General features: G+C 71.4%; 15 protein-coding genes. 4 read left to right on the top strand and 11 right to left on the bottom strand.

Going from position 1 to position 21,282, the window contains the following annotated elements:
- Positions 1 to 326: 326 nt before the first annotated feature.
- Together ACFVHB_RS06805 and ACFVHB_RS06800 are read left to right on the top strand one after the other, a co-directional pair.
- A complete protein-coding gene (locus ACFVHB_RS06805; protein WP_380316209.1) occupies positions 327 to 1,880 on the top strand; it encodes an alpha-L-arabinofuranosidase B in 1,554 nt (517 codons plus the stop codon).
- Between the two features lie 135 nt (positions 1,881 to 2,015).
- Positions 2,016 to 4,010: a TIM-barrel domain-containing protein gene (locus ACFVHB_RS06800; RefSeq protein WP_380316206.1), complete on the top strand. Its 1,995-nt coding sequence runs from the start codon at positions 2,016 to 2,018 to the stop codon at positions 4,008 to 4,010.
- A gap of 287 nt (positions 4,011 to 4,297) precedes the next feature.
- Here ACFVHB_RS06800 and ACFVHB_RS06795 read toward each other — a convergent pair whose 3' ends face one another.
- From ACFVHB_RS06795 to ACFVHB_RS06745, 11 genes are all read right to left on the bottom strand, one after another.
- Positions 4,298 to 6,448 carry an alpha-galactosidase gene (locus ACFVHB_RS06795; RefSeq protein WP_380316203.1) on the bottom strand — a complete coding sequence of 717 codons (2,151 nt, stop codon included), beginning with the start codon at positions 6,446 to 6,448 and terminating at the stop codon, positions 4,298 to 4,300.
- 609 nt (positions 6,449 to 7,057) lie between these two features.
- Positions 7,058 to 7,765 (bottom strand): FadR/GntR family transcriptional regulator, encoded by a 708-nt coding sequence (locus tag ACFVHB_RS06790; RefSeq protein WP_380316200.1) that lies wholly within the window; start codon positions 7,763 to 7,765, stop codon positions 7,058 to 7,060.
- Entirely contained in the window at positions 7,756 to 8,769 is a 1,014-nt protein-coding gene (locus ACFVHB_RS06785; RefSeq protein ID WP_380316511.1) for an aldo/keto reductase, read from the bottom strand. The genes ACFVHB_RS06790 and ACFVHB_RS06785 overlap by 10 nt, the downstream gene beginning before the upstream one ends.
- Before the next feature lie 234 nt (positions 8,770 to 9,003).
- Positions 9,004 to 9,795, bottom strand: a complete 792-nt coding sequence (locus ACFVHB_RS06780) for an SDR family oxidoreductase (protein WP_380316197.1) — start codon at positions 9,793 to 9,795, stop codon at positions 9,004 to 9,006.
- Positions 9,792 to 10,835: a zinc-binding dehydrogenase gene (locus tag ACFVHB_RS06775; protein ID WP_380316194.1), complete on the bottom strand. Its 1,044-nt coding sequence runs from the start codon at positions 10,833 to 10,835 to the stop codon at positions 9,792 to 9,794. Before ACFVHB_RS06775 ends, ACFVHB_RS06780 begins: the two co-directional genes overlap by 4 nt.
- Positions 10,832 to 11,269 carry an RbsD/FucU domain-containing protein gene (locus tag ACFVHB_RS06770; protein ID WP_380316192.1) on the bottom strand — a complete coding sequence of 146 codons (438 nt, stop codon included), beginning with the start codon at positions 11,267 to 11,269 and terminating at the stop codon, positions 10,832 to 10,834. The genes ACFVHB_RS06775 and ACFVHB_RS06770 overlap by 4 nt, the downstream gene beginning before the upstream one ends.
- Positions 11,260 to 11,490, bottom strand: a complete 231-nt coding sequence (locus tag ACFVHB_RS06765; protein ID WP_380316189.1) for a hypothetical protein — start codon at positions 11,488 to 11,490, stop codon at positions 11,260 to 11,262. The genes ACFVHB_RS06770 and ACFVHB_RS06765 overlap by 10 nt, the downstream gene beginning before the upstream one ends.
- Positions 11,483 to 12,796, bottom strand: coding sequence for an L-fuconate dehydratase (locus ACFVHB_RS06760; RefSeq protein WP_380316186.1), 1,314 nt, complete (start codon positions 12,794 to 12,796; stop codon positions 11,483 to 11,485). The genes ACFVHB_RS06765 and ACFVHB_RS06760 overlap by 8 nt, the downstream gene beginning before the upstream one ends.
- A 158-nt stretch (positions 12,797 to 12,954) precedes the next feature.
- Positions 12,955 to 13,995 (bottom strand): ABC transporter permease, encoded by a 1,041-nt coding sequence (locus ACFVHB_RS06755; RefSeq protein ID WP_380316183.1) that lies wholly within the window; start codon positions 13,993 to 13,995, stop codon positions 12,955 to 12,957.
- Entirely contained in the window at positions 13,988 to 15,553 is a 1,566-nt protein-coding gene (locus ACFVHB_RS06750) for a sugar ABC transporter ATP-binding protein (protein ID WP_380316180.1), read from the bottom strand. The genes ACFVHB_RS06755 and ACFVHB_RS06750 overlap by 8 nt, the downstream gene beginning before the upstream one ends.
- Positions 15,554 to 15,599: 46 nt before the next feature.
- The gene (locus ACFVHB_RS06745; RefSeq protein WP_380316177.1) at positions 15,600 to 16,664 is read right to left on the bottom strand and encodes a sugar ABC transporter substrate-binding protein; all 1,065 of its coding nucleotides are present in this window, start codon (positions 16,662 to 16,664) and stop codon (positions 15,600 to 15,602) included.
- Positions 16,665 to 17,149: 485 nt separating this feature from the next.
- Between ACFVHB_RS06745 and ACFVHB_RS06740 the strand changes: the two genes are divergently transcribed.
- Both ACFVHB_RS06740 and ACFVHB_RS06735 read left to right on the top strand, forming a co-directional pair.
- Positions 17,150 to 19,381, top strand: coding sequence for an alpha-L-fucosidase (locus ACFVHB_RS06740; RefSeq protein WP_380316174.1), 2,232 nt, complete (start codon positions 17,150 to 17,152; stop codon positions 19,379 to 19,381).
- A 392-nt stretch (positions 19,382 to 19,773) separates the two neighbouring features.
- A complete protein-coding gene (locus tag ACFVHB_RS06735) occupies positions 19,774 to 21,195 on the top strand; it encodes a non-reducing end alpha-L-arabinofuranosidase family hydrolase (RefSeq protein WP_380316171.1) in 1,422 nt (473 codons plus the stop codon).
- Positions 21,196 to 21,282 lie beyond the last annotated feature (87 nt).

The raw sequence follows: 21,282 nt of genomic DNA, 5'->3' as shown, positions 1-21,282 counted from the left end.
CAATGCGCGATGTCTTGACGGTGTCCTGACGGCTGGTCATAGTGATGCCCGTTGCGGCACGGGAGGTGTCCGTGCCGTCATCACGCGCGCCTCTTCCCGGCCGGAATTGTTAGCGCTAACAAAACACAGGGACGCCCTCCTTCTCCCACCCGTGAGGGAGTTCGTCCCTGGCCACACGACCGTCGTCACGGGCCCAGGACACCAGCCGGCTCGTGGCCGCCCCCTGGAGCTGACGAGCGGCAGCCCGAGCCGGGTCCGGCGGCAACGACGGACGGAGCCGAACCGGACCGCTCACCTCACATCCCACCCTGTGAACGGAGTACTTCATGATCAAATCGTCGATCCGCAGGATCAGGCGCGCCCTCCTCGCGGTCGGTGCGACCGCCGCGCTCTCCGTCGGCCTGCTCACCGCCACGGCCGGGCCCTCGCAGGCGGCCACCCAGGGTCCGTGCGACCTCTACCTCGCCGGCGGCACGCCGTGCGTGGCGGCGCACAGCACCACCCGGGCCCTGTACGGGGCGTACAACGGCCCGCTGTACCAGGTCAGGCGCGCCTCCGACAGCGCGACCAGGGACATCGGCCTGCTGAGCGCCGGCGGATACGCCGACGCCGCCGCGCAGGACTCCTTCTGCGCCGGCACCGGCTGCGTCATCACCGTCCTCTACGACCAGTCCGGCAGGGGCAACCACCTCACCCAGGCGCCCGCCGGCGGGGCGGCCGGCGGTCCGGACAACCTCGCCAACGCCTTCGAGGCGCCGGTCACCGTCGGCGGGCACAAGGCGTACGGCGTCTCCGTCGCCCCCGGGACCGGCTACCGCAACAACAACACCAACGGCATCGCCACCGGCGACCAGCCCGAGGGCATGTACGCGATCTTCGACGGCACGCACTTCAACGGCGGCTGCTGCTTCGACTACGGCAACGCCGAGACCAACAACCTCGACACCGGCAACGGCCACATGGAGGCCCTCTACTTCGGCGACAACAAGAGCTGGGGCTCGGGCAGCGGCAACGGCCCCTGGGTCATGGCCGACCTGGAGAACGGCCTGTTCTCCGGGGTCAACCGCGGATTCAACGCCAACGACCCCAGCGTCGACCACCGGTTCCTGACCGCCATGCTCAAGGGCGGCCCGAACCAGTGGGCCCTCCGCGGTGGCGACGCCCAGTCGGGCGGCCTGTCCACCTTCTACAACGGCGTGCGCCCCAACGCCACCGGCTACAACCCGATGCACAAGGAAGGCGCGATCATCCTCGGCATCGGGGGTGACAACAGCAAGTGGGCCCAAGGCACCTTCTACGAAGGGGTCATGACCCAGGGCTACCCGTCGGACGCCACCGAGAACGCGGTCCAGGCCAACATCACCGCCGCCGGCTACCACAGCGGCTCGACCGGCACCGGCACGCTGACGCCCGGCTCCCGGATCTCCCTGCGGGCCACCACCGCGCCCTGCTGCACCTCGCACTACCTCCGCCACGACGACGCCGACAACAAGGTCGTCATCTCCACCACCAACTCCGCCAGCCCGGCCACCGACAAGGCCGACGCCACCTGGATCGTCCGCGCCGGCCTCGCCAACAGCTCCTGCCTCTCCTTCGAGTCCGCCAACAAGCCCGGACAGTTCCTGCACCACTACAACTACGAGCTCTACCTGGACTTCGACAACGGCTCCGGTACCTTCGCCCAGGACGCCACCTTCTGCGCCACCAGTGGCAACAGCGGGGCCGGCACCTCCTTCCAGTCCGTCAACTTCCCGACGAAGTACCTCCGGCATTACAACTACACGGCCTACATCGCGAGCAACGGCGGCTCCAACAGCTGGGACAGCGGCACCAGCTGGGCCGCCGACACCAGCTGGCTGGTCGCCCAGCCCTGGGGCTGAGACACCGGGGCAGCACCACCGCACACCGGCCCGCCACCGCTTCGCCGGCGGTGGCGGGCCCGGCCCGCGCGACGGAGGAGCCCGGAACCGACGGTGACACCACCCGACCGACCCCAGGAGCAGAGGAACCGACCCTTGTCCTACGACATCCGCGCGGGCGCCCTGGAACGGCACACCGCCGCAGAGATCCTCCGTGTCGAGCCCTGGGGACCGGACGCCGTCCGGGTGCGGGCCTCGTCCGGGACCATCGACCCCACCGCCCCCGGTGCGCTGGAGAACCCGCGGCCCGCCCCGCACGCCGAGGTGTCCGTGTCGGACGACGGCAGTGCCCGCCTGGTCAACGGCGGCATCGCCGTCGAGGCCTCGGCGGACGGCCGGCTGAGATTCCGCCACGCCGTCTCGGGCCGCGAACTCCTCGCCGAGCGCAGTCCGCAGGCGCTGCACACCGGCTCCCGCGTCCACGCGGCCGGCGGCCGGACGGAGCAGTCCTTCGAGGCCTACGACGGTGAACGGCTGCACGGACTGGGGCAGCACCTGCACGGGCGCCTCGACCAGAAGGGCTGTGTGATCGACCTCGTCCAGCGCAACACCGTGGCGGCCGTCCCCTTCCTGCACTCCTCGCGCGGCTACGGACTGCTCTGGAACAACCCCGCCACCGGCCGCGTCGAACTGGGCGCCGACACCACCCGCTGGACCGCCGACGGCGGCGGGCGCATCGACTACTGGATCACCGCCGGCGACACCCCGGCCCGGATCCTGGACTCCTACACCCGGGCCACCGGCCGTCCGCCCCTGCTGCCCGCATGGGCCTCGGGCTTCTGGCAGTCGAAGTTGCGCTACCGCACCCAGGACGAACTCCTCGCCGTGGCCCGGGAGTACAAGGAACGCGGACTGCCGCTGTCCGTCATCGTCTGCGACTTCTTCCACTGGCCGAGGATGGGCGACTGGCGCTTCGAGGAGAGCGAGTGGCCCGACCCCGCCGCCATGGTCAAGGAGCTGACGGACCTCGGCGTGAAGCTCGCCGTCTCGGTGTGGCCCACCGTCGAGCCCGACAGCGACGCGTACGACGCGCTGCGCTCGGCCGGGCACCTCGTCCGGGACGCGGATGGCGGCCTGCTCACCTTCCCGTGGCCGTCCCGGCACAGCGGGGACGCGCTGATCCGCCCGATGGCATACTACGACGCCACCCACCCCGGAGCGCGCGCCGCGCTGTGGCAGCGGCTGGACGACAACTACCGGTCGCTGGGTGTGGCGTGCTTCTGGCTGGACGCCTGCGAACCCGATGTGCCCCCGGGCCTCGCCGAGCGCGCCGTCTACGCGGCCGGGCCGGCCGCCGAGGCCGCGAACCTCTACCCGCTGGAGCACGCCCGCGCGATCGCCGACGGCCTGCGCGCGGCGGGCGAGGACCGGCCGCTGTCCCTGGTGCGGTCCGCCTGGGCGGGCAGCCAGAGGTACGGCGCCCTGCTGTGGTCCGGCGACATCCCCACGACCTTCGACTCCCTCGGGCGCCAGATCAGGGCGGGGCTGAACGTCGCGATGAGCGGCATCCCCTGGTGGAACACCGACATCGGCGGCTTCTTCGGCGGCGACCCGGACGACCCGGCGTACCGTGAGCTGTTGATCCGGTGGTTCCAGTACGGCACCTTCAGCCCGGTCATGCGGCTGCACGGGGACCGCGAGCCCAACCACCCCGCCTTCGCCACGGACATGACCGGCGGGCCGAACGAGGTCTGGTCGTACGGGGAGCAGGCGTACGGCATCCTCCGCGACCACCTGTCGCTGCGCGAGCGCCTGCGCCCGTACCTGCACCGCCTGTCGGAGGACGCCCACCGCACCGGCGCCCCACCGATGCGCCCGCTGTTCTTCGACTTCCCCGACGACGAGCGTGCCTGGGAGGTGGACGACCAGTTCCTGCTCGGCCCCGACCTGCTGGTGGCACCCGTGTACGAGGCCGGCGCCCGCTCCCGCGGGGTGTACCTGCCGTCCGGCACCCGCTGGCGCGACCCGGCCACCGGCCGCGTGCTGGAGGGCGGAACGACGACCGACGCCGAGGCCCCGCTGGAGCGCATCCCGGTCTTCGCACGGGAAGGCGCCGACGTCGTGGCCCGGCTGACCTCTTCTGAGGCCTGACGAAGGAAGGAACGGCCGTGGGAGCCCTCCCTCCACCCTTGGGCGGCCGCCCGGGTCGGTGAGGTTGCCGCCCCGTCGAGGTCCTTCGCAGGGCCTTCCCGTACCCGGTCCGGCGTGGCGCCCGACCGGTCGGCTGTGCCGGACGACCAGGACGACCAGGACGACCAGGACGACCAGGACGACCAGGACGGGGAGCCGGCGAGCGCCGCGCGCTCCGCCGGTTCCCCGCCAGAAGGTCTAGTCCAGTCCGCCGCGGCGGACGGCCTCGGAGGACGGGGGCCGCGGCGTCACTCCCGCGAGGCCGACGGCTGCGCCTGCGCCTGTGCCTCGACCACCCATGCCTGGCCGGGTCGGTTGGCCAGGCCCGGGGCGGCCAGGCCGACCCGGGCCAGGTACCGGCCGGTCAGGGTGAGTGCGCCCGCCCGTCGCGCCCAGGCGGGCCAGGTGTGCTCGGGGGAGGAGAGTTCGGGGCGCACCCGCAGGACGTAGTGGGTCTCGGGGTCCAGACCCGGGAGGCGTACGGGCGCGCCGTTCTCGGCGACGGAGGTCTCCAGCTGGACGTAGGCGAAGACGGCGTGGGCCCGGTCCCGTGAGACGACGCCGTGGACCCACGCGGCCGGGTCGGGGTGGTCGGCGCGGACGACGTCGCCGCCGTGGAGCAGCGGGCGCAGCTGCTTGTAGGCGCTGACCCACGCGGTCAGCGCGGTGAGGTCGTCCTGCGACCAGTTCGAGATGTCGGATTCGATGCCGGCGTGTCCGAACAGGGCGGTGGCGCAGCGGAAGGCGAGCGCGGTGTCGCGGTGGCTGATGTGGGCGGGGGCGGAGCCGATGTGGGAGCCGATCAGCTCGGGGGGCAGGAGCAGGCCGGTCCAGCGCTGGATCGCCTGGCGTTCGACCGGGTCGATGTTGTCCGATCCCCAGATCCGGTCGGTGCGTTCGAGGATGCCGAGGTCGGCGCGGGCCCCGCCGGAGGAGCAGGACTCGATCTCCAGCCCGGGGTGGCGGCCGCGCAGTTCGTCCAGGAGCCGGTAGACGGCGGTGGTCTGCGCGTGCACGCCGGGTCGGCCGTCGTGGACGGCGTCGGCGAGGTCGCGGTTGTGGTCCCACTTGATGTAGTCGAGGCCCACGTCCCCGACGAGGGTGCTGATCCGCTCCAGCAGGTAGGCGTGGGCGTCGGGGTGCGCGACGTCCAGGACGTGCTGGCCGCGCTGCTCGAACGGGAGGCGGTCGGGGTCGGCGAGGAACCAGTCGGGGTGGGCGCGGGCCAGGTCGGAGTCGGGGTTGACCATCTCGGGCTCGAACCAGAGGCCGAACTGCATGCCGAGCCCGTGGACGTGGTCGGCGAGCGGGCGGAGTCCGTCGGGCCACACCTTCTCGTCGACGTACCAGTCGCCGAGGCCGGCCCGGTCGTGGCGGCGGTGCCGGAACCAGCCGTCGTCCACGACGAACCGTTCCACGCCGACCGCCGCCGCGGTGTTCGCGAGGGCGCGTACCCGTCCGGGGTCGTGGTCGAAGTAGACCGCCTCCCAGATGTTCATGGTGACCGGCCGGGCGGTGGCCGGGTGCTTCGGCCGGGCCCGGAGCAGGTCGTGGAATCCTCGGCTGATTCCGTCCAGACCCGTGGCGGAGGTCGCGAAGTACACCCACGGGGTCCGATAGGACTCGCCCTCCGCCAGCCGGATCTCACCCGCGTCCAGCAGTTCGCCGCCGCCGAGGACCGTCGTCCCGTCGGCCAGCCGTTCCGCGTACTGGACGTGGTTGCCGCTCCAGGCGGGGTGCACGCCCCAGACCTCGCCGTGCCGGAAGCCGAAGCCCTCGCTGCCGGCGAGCAGCAGCCCGGCGTCGAAGCCCGTGCGGCCGCGCCGGTTCTCCCTCGACCAGACGCCCTGCCGCAGCGGGGAGCGCTGCGGGGAGCGCTCACGGGCCCAGCGGCCGGCGAAGTCCAGCAGTTCCGCGGCGTGGGCGGGGACCGGCAGCACGCACGCCAGCACGTCCAGGGTGTAGGGGTCCGCCGCCGTGTTGGTCAGGGTGTGGCGCAGCCGCACCACGCCCTGTTCCGTCATCTGCAGCTCGGTGTCGAGCGCGAGCGCCGCGCCCGGGTCCAGCGCCCGCACGCGGACGGTGCCGCCCCGGCCGTCCTGGGCGCGCACGGCGGCCGGTTCGGCGAGCTCGAAGCGCGTCGGGCGGACCCGGCCGTCGCGGTGCCCGGCGAGGGTCGGGCGTCCGAACCAGCCCCAGCCCTGTCCCTGGGAGGGCATCAGACTCCCGGCCTGGTGGCGCGAGGTCCGGCCCATGGCGTCCAGCACCTGCGCGGCGTCGCCGGCGCGGAAGCCGGGATCGACGCCCCAGTGCAGCACCCGGGGCATCTCGGGTCCGGTGGCGTCGAGCGCGAGGGCCGCGTCACCGGCCGACAGCACGACGAGATTCGCCTCAGTCATTTCGTCCTCGTTCGGGGAGTGGTCCTGGTCCAGTGCCCGACGGGTGCGGCCGCCGCAGCCTCGGCAGCACGGTAGTCGTGGGACCCGGGGCCGTGCGGTCACCGCGGCGGCCAACGAGCCGTGCCCGGCGCGGAAGCGTTCCCGTCCGCCGGGGGAACGGCCGGATCCGTCCGGCCACGGGCCCGTTCGGTTCCGTCAGGAGTTCGGTTAGCGCTCACAAATGCCCTGGTCCGCCGCGTTCGCCGGTTCGGGCTCCCTTCGTCGGCGGGTTGGCTCCGCGCCCCCGCCCGACGGAGTGCACCCTCCAAGAGATAGCACGTTCGCCCTCGCGCTGAACATCCCACGGCCGGGAACAGGCTCAGGAGTCGTGATGATGGCGGGGCCGGATCTGCGGGCTGCTCACCAGGCGGCACCGTCAGGAGGACCGGGGCATGCATCCGCTCCACGGCGGCCCGCACGCGTCCCATGTCCGATCGCCGGCCGGTTCACCTCCACCGCGCGTCTTCGGCCGTTGCTGACGGTCTGTCGCGACGCCGCGGTGCCGATGAGCGTGACGGGCCGTCCGGTCCGCCCGTCAGTGACGGCGCTGCGCCTGTCGCCGCTCGGCCCTCACGTCCACGGGAGGGCTTCTCCCGAACGCAGGTGCTCGCCCAGCCACAGCGCGGTGTTGCTGACGTGCATCAACGCGGCGGCCTGGCTGAGGGAGGCGTCGCGGATCGACAGCGCCCGAAAGATCGCCTCGTGCTCGGCGATGGTCCGGCCCGAGGCCTGGGCGTCGACCAAACCGCGCCAGGTGCGGGCGCGCAGCGTCCGCCCGGAGATGCCCTCCAGGACCGTGACCAGGGTCTCGTTGCCCGTGGCCGCGATGACGGCGCGGTGGAACGCGGCATCGTGGGCGTTGAGCCGCTCCACGTCGTCACGGGCCTCGCGCATGGCCTCCAGGTGCCGTTCCACCTCGGCCAGCTGCTCGTCGGAGATCCGGGTGGCGGCCAGCGCGGTGGCCGCCGGTTCCAGGAGCCGCCGTACCTCGATGAGGTCCTGCACCGCGGCGGAATCGCCCTGCAGCAGCTCCACCGCGCCGCCGAGCCCCTCCAGGAGCAGGCTCGGCTGCAGGCTGGTCACGTACGTGCCGTCGCCCCGCCGGACTTCCAGGACCCGGGCGACGGCCAGTGCCTTCACCGCCTCCCGGGCCAGGTTGCGGGAGAGGCCGAGCTGGGCGGCCAGCTCGGCCTCCGGCGGGAGCTTCGAGCCCGGTGGCAGCGCTCCGCTGCGGATCAGCTCCCGGATCCGCGCGATGGCCTTGTCCGTCAGAGACACCGCGCACTCCTTCCGGGCCCGTTCGCGACAGGCACGTCCGACCTGATGAGTTCCCGGGTGCGGAGATCGTCCCAGAGGGCCTCCGGGACGTGCTGGCGATGGAGCTCCACGTTCCGTCCGACCTGTTCCGCGGTCCGCATGCCGAGGGTGACGTTGATGATACTGGGATGGCCGTACGGGAAGGCGACCGCTGCCGCGGGCAACGTCGTACCGTGCGCCGCGCAGACCTCGGCGATCGCCCGGGCGCGGGTGACGACGGTCGCGGGAGCCTCCCGGTAGTCGTACGTCATGCCCTCGGCCGGCCGCTCGCGGGAGAGCAGCCCCGAGTTGAACACACCGACGGCCACCACGCTCTTGCCGAGTGCCCGCGCGGCGGGCAGGACGTCGTCGAGGGCGGACTGGTCCAGGAGGGTGTAGCGCCCCGCGAGCATCACCACGTCGGCCGCGGTCTCGCGGAGGAAGCGCGCGAGCATGGCCGACTGGTTCATGCCCGCGCCGATCGCCCCGATCACTCCCTGGTCGCGCAGCTCCGCCAGGGCCGGCATGGCCTCCTCGGCGGCCTGCCTCCAGTGGTCGTCCGGGTCGTGCAGGTAGACGACGTCCAGGCGGTCCAGACCGGTGCGTTCCAAGGTCGCCTCGATGGAGCGGTGCACTCCGTCACGGCTGAAGTCCCACTGCCTGCGCAGGTCGTCCGGCACCACGAATCCTTCGTCGTCGAACCCGTTCGGCCGCTCGTTGGGGACGAGCAGGCGGCCGACCTTGGAGGAGACGACGTACGCGTCGCGTGGACGGTCCCGCAGGGCGGCTCCCAGACGTCGCTCGGACAGACCGAGGCCGTAGTGCGGTGCCGTGTCGAAGTAGCGGATGCCGGCCTCCCAGGCCGCCTCGATCGCGGCACGGGCGTCGTCGGGTGGGGTGACGCGGTGGAGATTGCCCATCACGGAGGCTCCGAAGCCCAGTGCGGTGAGCTCGACGGAGGTGTTCGTGATCTTCTGGTGTCCCATGGTGTGATTCGTCAACTGCGCTCCTCCTGGTGGGCGGTGCGGCCCGGCGGCCGAGGGCCCGTCGGCGGGGCCGGCGGTGAAGCCGTCTCCGGAGCCGATGCGGTCCAGGACGTGCAGCCCGGGCGTCCCGGGGCCGGTGACGTGACCGGTCTCGGCCGACCACGCGGCCGAGCTCCCGTCGTTCACCCCGGCCGAGGGGGCCTCGCGCGGGGTCGTCGGCGGTCAGGTCGTCGGTCATCGGCTCAGCCATCCGCCGTCGACGGGCAGGACGGTGCCGTGGACGTAGGCGGAGGCGTCGGAGGCGAGGAAGACGGTGGCGCCGGCGAGGTCCTCGGCGCGGCCCCAGCGGCCGGCCGGGATCCGCTCCAGGATCGCCTTGGCGCGCAGCGGATCGGCGCGCAGTGCCTCGGTGTTGTCGGTGGCGATGTAGCCCGGCGCGATGGCGTTGACGTTGACGCCGCGCCCGGCCCACTCGTTGGCCAGGGCCTTGGTCAGACCGGCGACGCCGTGCTTGGCGGCGGTGTAGCCGGGAACGGTGATGCCGCCCTGGAAGCTGAGCAGCGACGCCGTGAAGATGATCTTCCCCTGGCCGCGGGCGACCATCGCCGCGCCCACCGCCCGGGCCAGCGCGAACTGCGCGCTCAGGTTGACCTGGAGCACCAGGCTCCAGTCAGCGTCCGGGTGTCCGGCGGCCGGGGCGCGCCGGATGGTGCCGGCGTTGTTGACCAGGACGTCCACCGGCCGCTCGCGGCCCGCGAGGTCGGCGCCCAGGGCGCGGACCGCGTCCGGGTCGGCGAAGTCGGCGCGGACCGCCTCGAAGGTGCGGCCCGCGGCCAGGACGTCCTGCTCGACCTCGCTGCCGCTCTCCTCCAGGGTGGCGCTGACGCCGATGACGTCCGCGCCGGCGTGGGCGAGCGCGCGGGCCATGGCCCGGCCGATGCCGCGCCGGGCGCCGGTGACGACGGCCAGTCGGCCGGTCAGGTCGAAGACGCCGCTCGGGCCGGTGAACTCGCTTCGCCCGCTCACGCGCCGGCCCCCCGGGTGCCAGCCGCGCAGTCCACGAGGATCTTCATCACGTCGCCGCCGCCTTCCAGGGCCTCGAACGCCGCGGGTGCCTCGGTGAGCGGCACGACCCTGCTGATCAGCCGCTCGGCCGGGACCGTGCCGTCGGCGAGCAGCGCCACCGCCCGCTCGAAGTCGGACCGGTCGTACAACCGGGCGCCCACCAGGGTGAGTTCGCGCCAGAAGAAACGGTGCAGGTCGACCTCGCGGGGCCGGGAGTGGATCGCCACCAGGCACAGCCGGCCGCGCACTCCCAGCACCTCCACCGCGGTGTCCACCCCGGCCGCCGCGCCGGACACCTCGAACGCGACGTCCGCGCCCGCGCCCCCGGTCCACCCCCGCACCGCTTCGGGCACGTCCTCGGCCGCCGGGTCCCACGTGACCAGCCCCAACTCGCCGGCCAGCTCGCGCCGGTGGGCACTGGGCTCCACCACCCGGACCTCGGCCCCGGCCGCCCGCGCCACCAGCGCGATCAGGACCCCGACCGGGCCGCCGCCCACGACCACGACCCACTCCCCGGCCCGCACCTCGGCCCGCCCGACGTCGTGCACGGCCACCGCGGTGGGCTCCACCAGCGCCGCCCGGTCCAGCGCGAGCGACCCCGGCAGCCGGACCAGCGTGGCGGCCGGGACCGTCCAGCGCCGCTGCATCGCCCCGGGCGAGTCGATGCCCATGAAGTCCAGGTTCCGACACACGTGCCGGTAGCCACTCAGGCAGGCCGCACACGTGGAGTCCCAGCGCAACGGCATCACCGTGACCGCGTCCCCGGCCCGCCAACCCTCCACCCCCGCGCCGACCCGCACCACACGGCCGGACATCTCGTGCCCCAGAACGGCCGGCGCGACGACCCGGGCATCCATGTCGCCGTGGAAGACGTGCAGATCGGTGCCACAGATCCCCACGTACGCGGGAGCCAGCAACACCTCACCAGGACCGGGCTCGACCGGCTCGACCACCGCCGTGACCAGCGTACGAGCGGCCGTGTAACGAACAGCAAGCGTCATCGTGTGCTCAGGGTCCTTTCAGCGCGGACGCCGATGGTCAGCAGCAGGTTGGCGTAGGTGCGGGTGTCGGCGGTGACGACGGCGAGGGCCAGGTCGGGTGAGCGAGCGGCGTCGTAGAACTCGAAGCGGCCGAGCGTCTCGACGGGGACGGGCGCCAGCATCGAGCGGTACTCGGCGATGGCCGGCGGCTCCGGCTCGCCCTCGGGCGGCACCATCACGTGCGCCGCCTCGACGGGCAGGGCCCGCAGCAGCACGTCGAGCACGGTGGTGACGTCCAGCAGGCCCGGCGCCAGGTTGAGATGGACTGTCCTGGTCCGCGGGCCGGTGGCCGTACTCGCGGGATAGTGGCCGTCGGCGAGCAGGACCTGCGCCCCGTGCCCGGCACCCGCCAGGGCCTCGAGGATGCCCGGGTGCAGCAGTTCGGTCAGCAGCACGAGGTGCCCTCCTTCCTGTGAGCGGGGTCGAGGCGGTGGAACGCGGTGGCGGTACCGGCGAGGACCGCCTCGGTCTCGGCGGTGGAGCAGCCGGCCAGGAGCCCTTCGACGGCGGCGGCCCACCGGGGTCCGTGGCCGGGCTCGTCCAGCCGGTGCTGGGGGCGGAGGTCCGGGGCCCGCCCGTGGTGGTGCGCGTCGACGAGGGCCGGGGCGTCAGACACGGGCCGCCCAGACCGGGCCGTCGGGGTAGGCGTACTCCTTGAGCGAGCCCGGGTGCATCTGTGCGCTCAGCCCGGGCAGGGTCGGCGCGAGATAGCGGCCGTCGGAAACGCGGACCGGGTCGACGAAGTGTTCGTGCAGGTGGTCGACGTACTCGATGACCCGGTCCTCGGTGGTGCCGGAGACGGCCACGTAGTCGAACATCGACAGGTGCTGGACCATCTCGCACAGCCCCACACCCCCGGCGTGCGGGCAGACCGGAACCCCGAACTTCGCGGCCAGCAGGAGGATGGCGAGGTTCTCGTTGACTCCGCCGACCCGGGCGGAGTCGATCTGCACGATGTCCACCGCGCTGGCCTGCAGCAGCTGCTTGAAGACCACCCGGTTCGCGACGTGCTCGCCGGTGGCGACCTTGATGGGGCCGAGAGCCTCGCGGACGGCGGCGTGGCCGAGGATGTCGTCGGGGGAGGTGGGCTCCTCGATCCAGTACGGGTCGTAGGGGGCGAGGGCGCGCATCCAGTCGATCGCGGGTGCCACGTCCCATCGCTGGTTGGCGTCGACGGCGATGCGGACGTCCGGGCCGACCGCGTCCCGGGCGACGCGCATGCGCCGTACGTCGTCCTCCAGGTCCGCGCCGACCTTCAGCTTGATCTGGGTGAAGCCGTCGGCGACGGCCTCGTGGGCGAGGCGGGTCAGTTTCTCGTCGGAGTAGCCGAGCCAGCCGGGGGTGGTGGTGTAGGCGGGGTAGCCGCTCTCCAGCAGGCGGGCGATGCGCTCCTGACGGCCGGGCTCGGCGCGACGGAGGATCCCGAGCGCCTCCTCGGGGGTGAGGGCGTCGCTGAGCCACCGGAAGTCGACCTGGGCGACCAGGTCCTCGGGGGACATCGCGGCGAGGAAGCGCCAGACGGGCTCGCCGGCGCGCTTGGCGGCGAGGTCCCAGGCCGCGTTGACGACGGCTCCGGTGGCCATGTGGATGGCGCCCTTCTCCGGTCCGAGCCACCGCAGTTGGGGGTCATGGACGAGGGTCCGGGCGAACGTCCCGAGGTCGGCGCAGACCTCCTCGACGGACCGGCCGACCACGTACGGGGCGAGGGCCGCGATGGCGGCGGCCTGGACGTCGTTGCCGCGTCCGGTGGTGAAGGCGAGAGCGTGGCCTTCCAGGCCGTCGCCGGCGTCGGTGCGCAGCACCACGTAGGCGGCGGAGTAGTCGGGCTCGGGGTTCATCGCGTCCGAGCCGTCCAGATGCTCGGAGGTGGGGAAGCGGACGTCCAGGACGTCCAGGGCGGTGATGCGGGCGGACGGGGGCATGGCGGCAACTCCTAGGAGGGGCGAGGGGTTCGCCCCTGTCGAGGGGGCATGAACGTGACGGCGGGCGGGCAGCGGGCGGGCAGCGGGCAGCGGGCAGCGGGCGGTCGGGCGGGCTGGCAGCGGGCGGGCGGGCGGTCGGCCGACGACGGCCGCCCGGGTCACTCCTGGACCTTGCCGCCGGTGATGCGGGAGATGGCGAGGGCGACCAGGATGATCAGGCCGTTGAGGGCGCCGATCCACTGGGCGGGGACGCCCGCCAGCGTGAGCACGTTCTGGATCATGAAGAGCAGCAGGATGCCGCAGAACGCGCCGAACATCGTGCCCTTGCCGCCGTTGAGGCTGATTCCGCCGATGACGGCGGCGGCGAAGACGGTGAAGATGTAGCCGTTGCCCTGGGCGGAGGCGACCGAGGCCAGGCGTCCGGACAGCATCAGCCCGGCCAGGGCGGCGAGTGCGCTGCCGCTGACGATCACGATCCACAGCACCCGGTCGGTACGGATGCCGGCCGCCTTCGAGGCGTCGACGTTGCCGCCGACGGCGTAGAGGGAGCGGCCGAAGCTGGTCCAGCCGAGAACCACGATCGCGATCGCGAACAGGGCCAGGCAGGTCCAGATGGAGGCGGGCATCCCGAACCACTCGGCGGTGCCGAGGTAGAGCATCGACTCCGGCAGCTGGAAGAAGGTCTGGCCGCCGGAGACGCCGGTGAGGATGCCGCGCAGGACGATGAGCATGCCGAGGGTGACGATGAAGCCGTTGAGGCCGAAGCGGATGATCAGCAGGGAGTTGATCACGCCGACGAGTACGCCGACGGCCAGGGTGACGGGAACCGCCCAGCCACCGGGAAGGAGGCCGAGCCCGTGCCCCGCGCCGGCCGGGACGACCAGCCAGGCCGCGACGCCGGGTGCGAGGCCCATGGTCGACTCCAGGGACAGGTCCATCTTCTTGACGATCAGGATCATCGTCTGGGCGAGGACCAGCAGGGCCATCTCGGACATGGTCTGCAGCACGTTGACGAGGTTGTCGGCCTGGAGGAAGACGGGGTTGACGATCTGTCCGACGACCGCGATGACGACGATCGCGGGGACGAGGGCGAGGTCGCGCAGTCGGGCCAGGGGTATCCGGCCGCCGAGCAGGGCCGTGCGCGGGGGCCTGGGTTCCACGGCCTCGGCGGCCGCGTCCGCAAGGACGGTTTCAGGCATCGAGGTCCACTCCTTCCATCGCGGCCACGAGCTCGTGGTCGTGCCAGCCGCGGGCCATCTCTGAGGTCACCCGGCCCTGGAACATCACCAGGACCCGGTCGCACATGCGGAGGTCGTCGAGTTCGTCGGAGGCGATGAGCACTCCCGTGCCGGTCCGCGCCGTCTCCTCGACCTTGTGGAGGAGGAACTCCTTGGAGCGCACGTCCACGCCCGCGGTCGGGTTGATCAGCACCAGCAGGCGGGGGTCGTCCGCCAGTGCCCGGGCCATGACGACCTTCTGCTGGTTGCCGCCCGAGAGCGCGGAGACGGGCAGCCCGGGGCCGGGCGTCTTGATCGCGAGCTTCTCGATCATGTCGCCGGCGAGCCGGTCCCGCCGTTCGCGGCTGAGGAATCCGTGCCGGCCGAGCCTGTGCGGCACGGACAGCGTGGCGTTGTCGGCGATCGACATGTCGGGCACGAATCCCTGGTGGTGCCGATCCCGCGGGACGAACCCGGCACCCGCGGCGAGCGCGGCGGGAACGCTGCCGGGCCGCGGCCGCCGCCCGGCGATCGCCACCTCTCCGGCCTGGGCCGTCCGCAGCCCCACGACGGTCTCGGCGACCTCGGTACGACCGCTGCCGGCGGCACCCGCGAGTCCGACGATCTCCCCGGCGCCCACCTCGAAGGTGACATCACCGTAGGAAGCGCCACTGCCCAGCGCCCGCACGGACAGGGCCGGCACGCCGGTGCGGTCGAGGCTGCTCGACCGCGCCTCCGGCCGGGCGCCCGCCGCCTCGCCGGTCATCGCCGCGACCAGTTCGGTGCGGGGGAGTTCCGTGACCGGCGCGGTCACGACGTGCCGTGCGTCGCGGAACACCGTCACCATGTCGCAGATGTCGTAGACCTCCTGGAGGTGGTGACTGATGAACAGGAAGGTCACGCCCTGGCGCTGCAAGTCGCGGATCCGGTCGAAGAGACGGCTGATGGCCGCGCCGTCGAGCTGGGCGGTCGGCTCGTCCAGGATGATGAACCGGGCGCCGAACGACAGTGCCCGGGCGATCTCCACGAACTGCCGCTGTTCCACGTTCAGCTCGCCGGCCGGGGTCTGCGGGTCCACGTCCACCGACCAGGTCGACAGCAGGTCCTTCGCCCTCCGGCGCACTGCCTGCCAGCTGATGAGCCGGCGACGCCCGTGGTCGTGGCGGTTGAGGAAGAGGTTCTCGGCGACGGTCAGGGTGGGGATGATGGTGGACTTCTGGTACACGCAGGCCACCCGCCGTCGCCAGGCGTCGCGGTCCGCCAGCCGCGGCGCGGGGCTGCCGCCGAAGGCGACCGTTCCCTCGTCGGGGGCCTGCAGGCCGGTGAGGACCGACACGAGTGTCGACTTGCCGGCCCCGTTGCGGCCGACGAGCGCGTGGGTCTCGCCGGCCCTGATGGTGATCCGGGCGCCGTCGAGGGCCACCGTCGGACCGAATCGCTTGACTATGCCCGTCGCCTCGACGACGGGTGGGCCCGCCTGGGACCGTCCACCGCCCGCCGGGGCGGGCGCGGGGCTGACCGCTCGCTGTCCGTCGCTCATCGCAACCGCCTTGCACTCGTGAGCCGTTGGGTCCTGACCAGGCGGGTCAGCCGTGGTTGTTGCCCCACAGGGAGGGGTCGTCGCTCTTGACGCTGGGAACACCGCCGTAGGTGCCGCCGTCGAGGGTGACCAGGGGAGCGGAGAGCTGGTCCTCGAGCAGCCCCGGCCGGACCTGGATGATGGTGCTGTCGTGGTCGGTCTTGCCCGGCTGGAAGGTCTTCCCGTCGATGGCGGCCTTCAGGTAGTGCAGCGCGTACTTGGCGTAGAGGTCGGCCGGCTGGGAGACGGTGGCGTCGATCTTGCCCGCCGCGATCGACTTGAGCTCCTCGGGGATGCCGTCGTTGGACACGACGAAGACGTGCTTCTCGTCCGACGGGTCGGCCAGCAGGCCCTTCTGCTTGAGGACCTGAAGGGTCCCGGCCAGGGCGAAGCTGGACTGCATGTAGACGCCCTTGATGTCCGGATTGGCGGTGAGGTCGGTCTGGAGCTTCTGCGCGGCGACCGCGCCGTCCCAGTTGGTGGCCTCACCGAACACCTTGATGCCGGGATAGCTCCTCTTCATGCAGTCGTTGAACGCCTCGGTGCGGTCCCGGCCGTTGATGGAGTCCAGGCCACCCTCCAGCATGACGACCTTGCCCTCGCCCTTCAGCTTCGTGCCGAGGAACTGACAGGCCTTCTCGCCGTAGGCGCGGTTGTCGGCCCGCACCACCATGAACACCTTGCCGCTGTCGGGGCGGGTGTCGATGGTGACGACGGGGATCTTCTTCGCCTCCAGCTGCGCCAGCGTCGGCGCGACGGCGGCGGTGTCCTGCGGCGCCATCGCGATTCCCTTCACCCCCTGGCTGATGAAGGTCTGCGCGTTGGCGGTCAGCTTGGCCACGTCGTTCTGCGAGTTCGTCGTCTTCAGCGACAGGCCCAGCTGTCCGGCGTACCCGGGCGTGTACGTGATGTACGAGTTCCAGAAGTCGGTGTCGGAACGCGGGTAGTCGACACCGACCAGCGGCGCGTCGCCCGACGCGGACGAGGCGCCCGTGCCGCTGCCGCAGGCACTGAGCAGCGCCAGGGCGGCCAGGGCCGAGGCGGTGGAGCGGAGTGCGGTTCTGAGTCTCATCAGTACGTCCTCACGCTGGTCCCAGAGCGGGAGAGAGGTTGTGCCGGGCGGCAGCTGCCGTGTGCTGCCGGCACCGGAGAGATGGGATGTATGTATAGGCGGCGACTGGGGGTGGTGTCTAGAAGTCGAGCAGAATTACGAGAAGTTGCGCCTGCCCGATGGATCCGTGGTGGGTCGACGAGGTGAAGAGATCCCATCAATGGGCGCGACTGGGGTGCCGCCGGCCTGCCTGGGGGCTCCCTGTGGCGGAGTGTCCGCTGCGCAGTGCGAAACATTCCATGTCTGGCGCATGAAGAAGAGGATCAAATCGCTCAGAGCCGGACAAAACCGCGAGCCGGGGATCGTTTTCATCCCTGCACACCCGTTGACATCAGGGCGTTACATGGACGAACTTCATGCGTAACCTCCGGCGCTCCAGGGGAGTGCGCGTCGTACGTTCCCTTGGTCCGGCCTGCCCCTTCCGCCCCCAGCCCAGGGATGTCCTCATGGCGAGTTCACTGAATCGACGTCAGTTCCTCTCCGCGGCCGCCGGTGTGGCCGCGGCCGCCATCGCCGGCAGTGGCCTCGTGGCCGGCGTCGCACAGGCGGCACCGAATGCCTACACGCCCGACTGGAACTCGGTCGACCAGCACCCGGCGGCTCCGGAGTGGTTCCAGGACGCGAAGTTCGGGATCTACTTCCATTGGGGGGTGTTCAGCGTTCCCGCGTACCAGAGCGAGTGGTACCCGCGGAACATGTACAAGGCCGGCAGCGCGGCCAACCAGCACCACATCGCGACCTACGGTCAGCCGTCGGCCTGGCCCTACCACAACTTCATCAACGGGGCGAAGGACCTCGCGGGCAACCTAGTGCAATTCGCGCCGAAGCTGAAGTCGGCGGGCGGGAACTTCGACCCCGACGAGTGGGCGCAGCTGTTCGTCGACGCCGGCGCCAAGTACGCCGGACCGGTCGCGGAGCACCACGACGGCTTCTCCATGTGGGACAGCCAGGTCAACGAGTGGAACTCGGTCGCGAAGGGCCCGAAGCTGAACCTGCTGCAGCTGTTCGCCACGGCGATCCGCGCCAAGAACCTCAAGCTGCTGGTGGCCATGCACCACGCGTTCAACTTCAACGGCTTCTACGAGAGCGCCCCCGCGCAGTCGGACCCGAGCCTCAAGAAGCTCTACGGGCAGCTGGACAGGTCGCAGGAGAACCAGCTCTGGTACGACAAGCTGAAGGAGGTGATCGACCGCGCCCAGCCGGACATCCTCTGGCAGGACTTCGATCTGAACGTGGTCGACGAGACGCAGCGCCTCAACTTCCTGTCCTACTACTACAACCAGGCCAACTCGTGGGGCCGCGAGGTCGTCGCCACCTACAAGGACGGCCTCACCAACAAGGGCGAGATCTTCGACTACGAGCGCGGCGGCCCCGCGGACCTCACCACGCCGTACTGGCTGACCGACGACAGCATCTCCAGCAGCAGCTGGTGCTACACGCAGGGCATCGGCTACTACGGCATCCAGCAGATGCTGCACTCGTTCATCGACCGGGTCAGCAAGAACGGCAACGTCCTGCTGAACATCGCGCCGATGGCCGACGGTACCATCCCCCAGGCGCAGAAGGACGTCCTGCTCGGCATCGGCGACCACCTGAAGCGCTTCGGCGAGTCGATCTACGCGACCCGCGCCTGGACGGTCTACGGCGAGGGCCCGACGAAGATGGGCGGTGGCTCCTTCACCAACCCGACGGCCGGCACTCCCCAGGACATCCGCTTCACCCGCAACAAGGCCGGCAACGTCCTGTACGCCACCGTCCTGGGCTGGCCCGGCAGTTCACTCACCATCAGGACCCTCAGCTCGGACCGGATCAGCCTCTCGTCGCTGACCTCGGTGAAGCTGCTGGGCTCCACCGCCGGAACCACCATCGACCTGCCCGCACCGGTGCAGAGCTCCTCCGGCCTCACGGTGACCCTGCCGTCCTCCGCGCCGTACGGCGCCAACGCGTACGTCCTGAAACTCTCCTTCTCGGGCGGCATCCCGGCCCTGCTGCCGCCGGCCGGCGCCGTCGCCTTCAAGGACGTCGACTACACCGGCGCCTCCGCGGCGCTGACCGTGGGCGAGTACACCGCGGCCGACCTGACCGCGGCCGGTGTCGGTGCGGCCGCCATCTCCTCCATCCGCACGTCCCCCGGCTTCCAGGTCATCGGCTACTCCGGGGACGACTTCACCGGCACCGCCTGGACCTTCACCGCCGACACCCCCGACCTCAGGGCCACCGGCAACAACGACCGGATCACCTCGTTGAAGGTCCAGTTCAACCCGTCGACGTACTTCCGGCTCACCAACGTCACCGACGGCCTCGCCCTGGACGGCGGCGGCAAGGTCGACTCCGGCTCCAACCTCAAGCAGTGGACCTGGGACGGCAGCACCAACCTCCAGTGGCAGGCGGTCGACGTGGGCGGCGGCTACTACAAGCTGGTCAACCGCACCAACGGCATGGTCGCCGACGGCTGGGGCGCCACTGCGGACGGCTCCGCGGCCCGGCAGGCCCCGTGGAACGGCGGCACCAACCAGCAGTGGAAGATCACCCCCCGGAGCGGGAACGCGTACTCGATCGCCAACCGCACCACCGGTCTGGTCCTCGACGGCGGCGGCAGCGTCGCCTCCGGCTCCGTCGCCAAACAGTGGACCTACAACGGCAGCTCCAACCTGCTGTGGACCTTCACGGCACTGTAGCCGCTGGCACCGGGAAAGTCCTTGCAGGCATCTTGACGGGCCCAGGTGGACGGGTATTGACTCCGCTCACCTTCAAGATCTCATCCGCCTCCCCAGGAGGGCTCACTTCGACCCTGCATTGTTAACGCTAACATTATCGCGGAGCCGCACTCCGCCCTCGCCGGCTCGGTTGCCGGCAGCACCTTCGCGCACGGCCGGTCGGGGGTGTACCCCTCCGCCGGCTCCCTCGCCCCTGCCGGGAGACCACCCGTACGGGCTTCTGACGTCCGACGGGCCGAGATGAGGCCTCCTCGCCGGCCGATCCCACCCCCTTGGCGCGCCGTCAGGTAACGCACGTGCCCACCGGCGACCAGACCGTGTGACAGCTCCAGCCCTACAGATAGGAGATCCCCATGCGCCGACGAAGTTCCCACCGCACGCCCCTGTCCGCCGTGCTCACCGCCGTGGTCGCGGCCGTGGCGGCGTTGGCGACGATGCTCGTCGCAGGACCGGCTCACGCGGCCACCAGCGGCGCCCTGCGTGGTGTGGGTTCCGGCCGGTGTCTCGACGTGCCGAACGCCAGCCAGACCGACGGAACGTTCCTGCAGATCTGGGACTGCTCGGGCGGGACCAACCAGCAGTGGACGTTGACGTCCGGCAACCAGCTGACGGTGTACGGCAACAAGTGCCTGGACGTTCCGGGCCACGCCACCACGGCCGGCACCCGGGTGGAGATCTGGACCTGTCACGGCGGTGCGAACCAACAGTGGCGGGTGAACTCCGACGGCTCGGTCGTCGGGGTGGAGTCCGGGCTGTGCCTGGACGTCAGCGGCGGCGGTACGGCCAACGGGACGGCGGTGCAGCTCTGGAACTGCAGCCGCGCCGGCAACCAGCAGTGGACCGGCCTGTCCGGGACGGGCACCACGTGTGCCCTCCCGTCGACGTACCGGTGGACCTCGACCGGTCCGCTGGCGCAGCCGGCGAACGGCTGGGCGTCGCTGAAGGACTTCACCGACGTGGTCTACAACGGCAAGCACCTGGTCTACGCGACCTACTCCGACGGATCGTCGTGGAAGTCGATGGGATTCGCTCCCTTCGCGAACTGGTCGGACATGGCCTCGGCCACCCAGACCGCCATGCCCTCGTCCGCGGTGGCGCCCACCCTGTTCTACTTCGCGCCCAAGAACACCTGGGTGCTGGCCTCACTGGGCTGGGGGACGGCCTGGCCCTTCACCTACCGCACGTCCAGCGACCCCACCAACCCCACCGGCTGGTCCGCGCCGCAGCCGCTGTTCACCGGCAGCCTCCCCACCGGGGGAGCGATCGACCCGACCCTGATCGCCGACGACCAGAACATGTACCTGTTCTTCGCCGGTGACAACGGCAGCATCTACCGGGCGAGCATGCCGATCGGGAACTTCCCGGGCAGCTTCGGCTCCTCGTACACCACCGTCATGAGCGACACGGTGCAGAACCTGTTCGAGGCGCCCCAGGTCTACAAGGTCCAGGGCCAGAACCAGTACCTCATGATCGTCGAGGCTCGGGACGCGAACGAGCACCGCTACTTCCGCTCGTTCACCGCCACCAGCCTGAACGGCTCCTGGACCCCGCAGGCCGCCACCGCGAGCAACTCCTTCGCGAGCCAGGCCAACAGCGGTGTCACCTGGACCAACGACATCAGCCACGGTGACCTGGTCCGCGAGAACCCCGACCAGACGATGACCATCGACCCCTGCAACCTGCAGTTCCTCTACCAGGGCAGGTCGCCCTCCTCGGACGGCACGTCCTACCTGCAACTGCCGTACCGGCCGGGCGTGCTCACCCTCCAGCGCTGACCCGCCCGGCCCACCTGGGAGCCGGCGCTCAACGCCTTGAGGGACCCCGGCCGTGCGGCGGCCGGGGTCCCTCATCCCGTGCGCGGG

The sequence above is a fragment of the Kitasatospora sp. NPDC127111 genome, from assembly GCF_042677465.1.
Taxonomy (GTDB): domain Bacteria; phylum Actinomycetota; class Actinomycetes; order Streptomycetales; family Streptomycetaceae; genus Kitasatospora.
The sequence above is the reverse complement of the archived record's forward strand: the minus strand, read 5'-3'. Positions and strand labels throughout refer to the sequence as shown.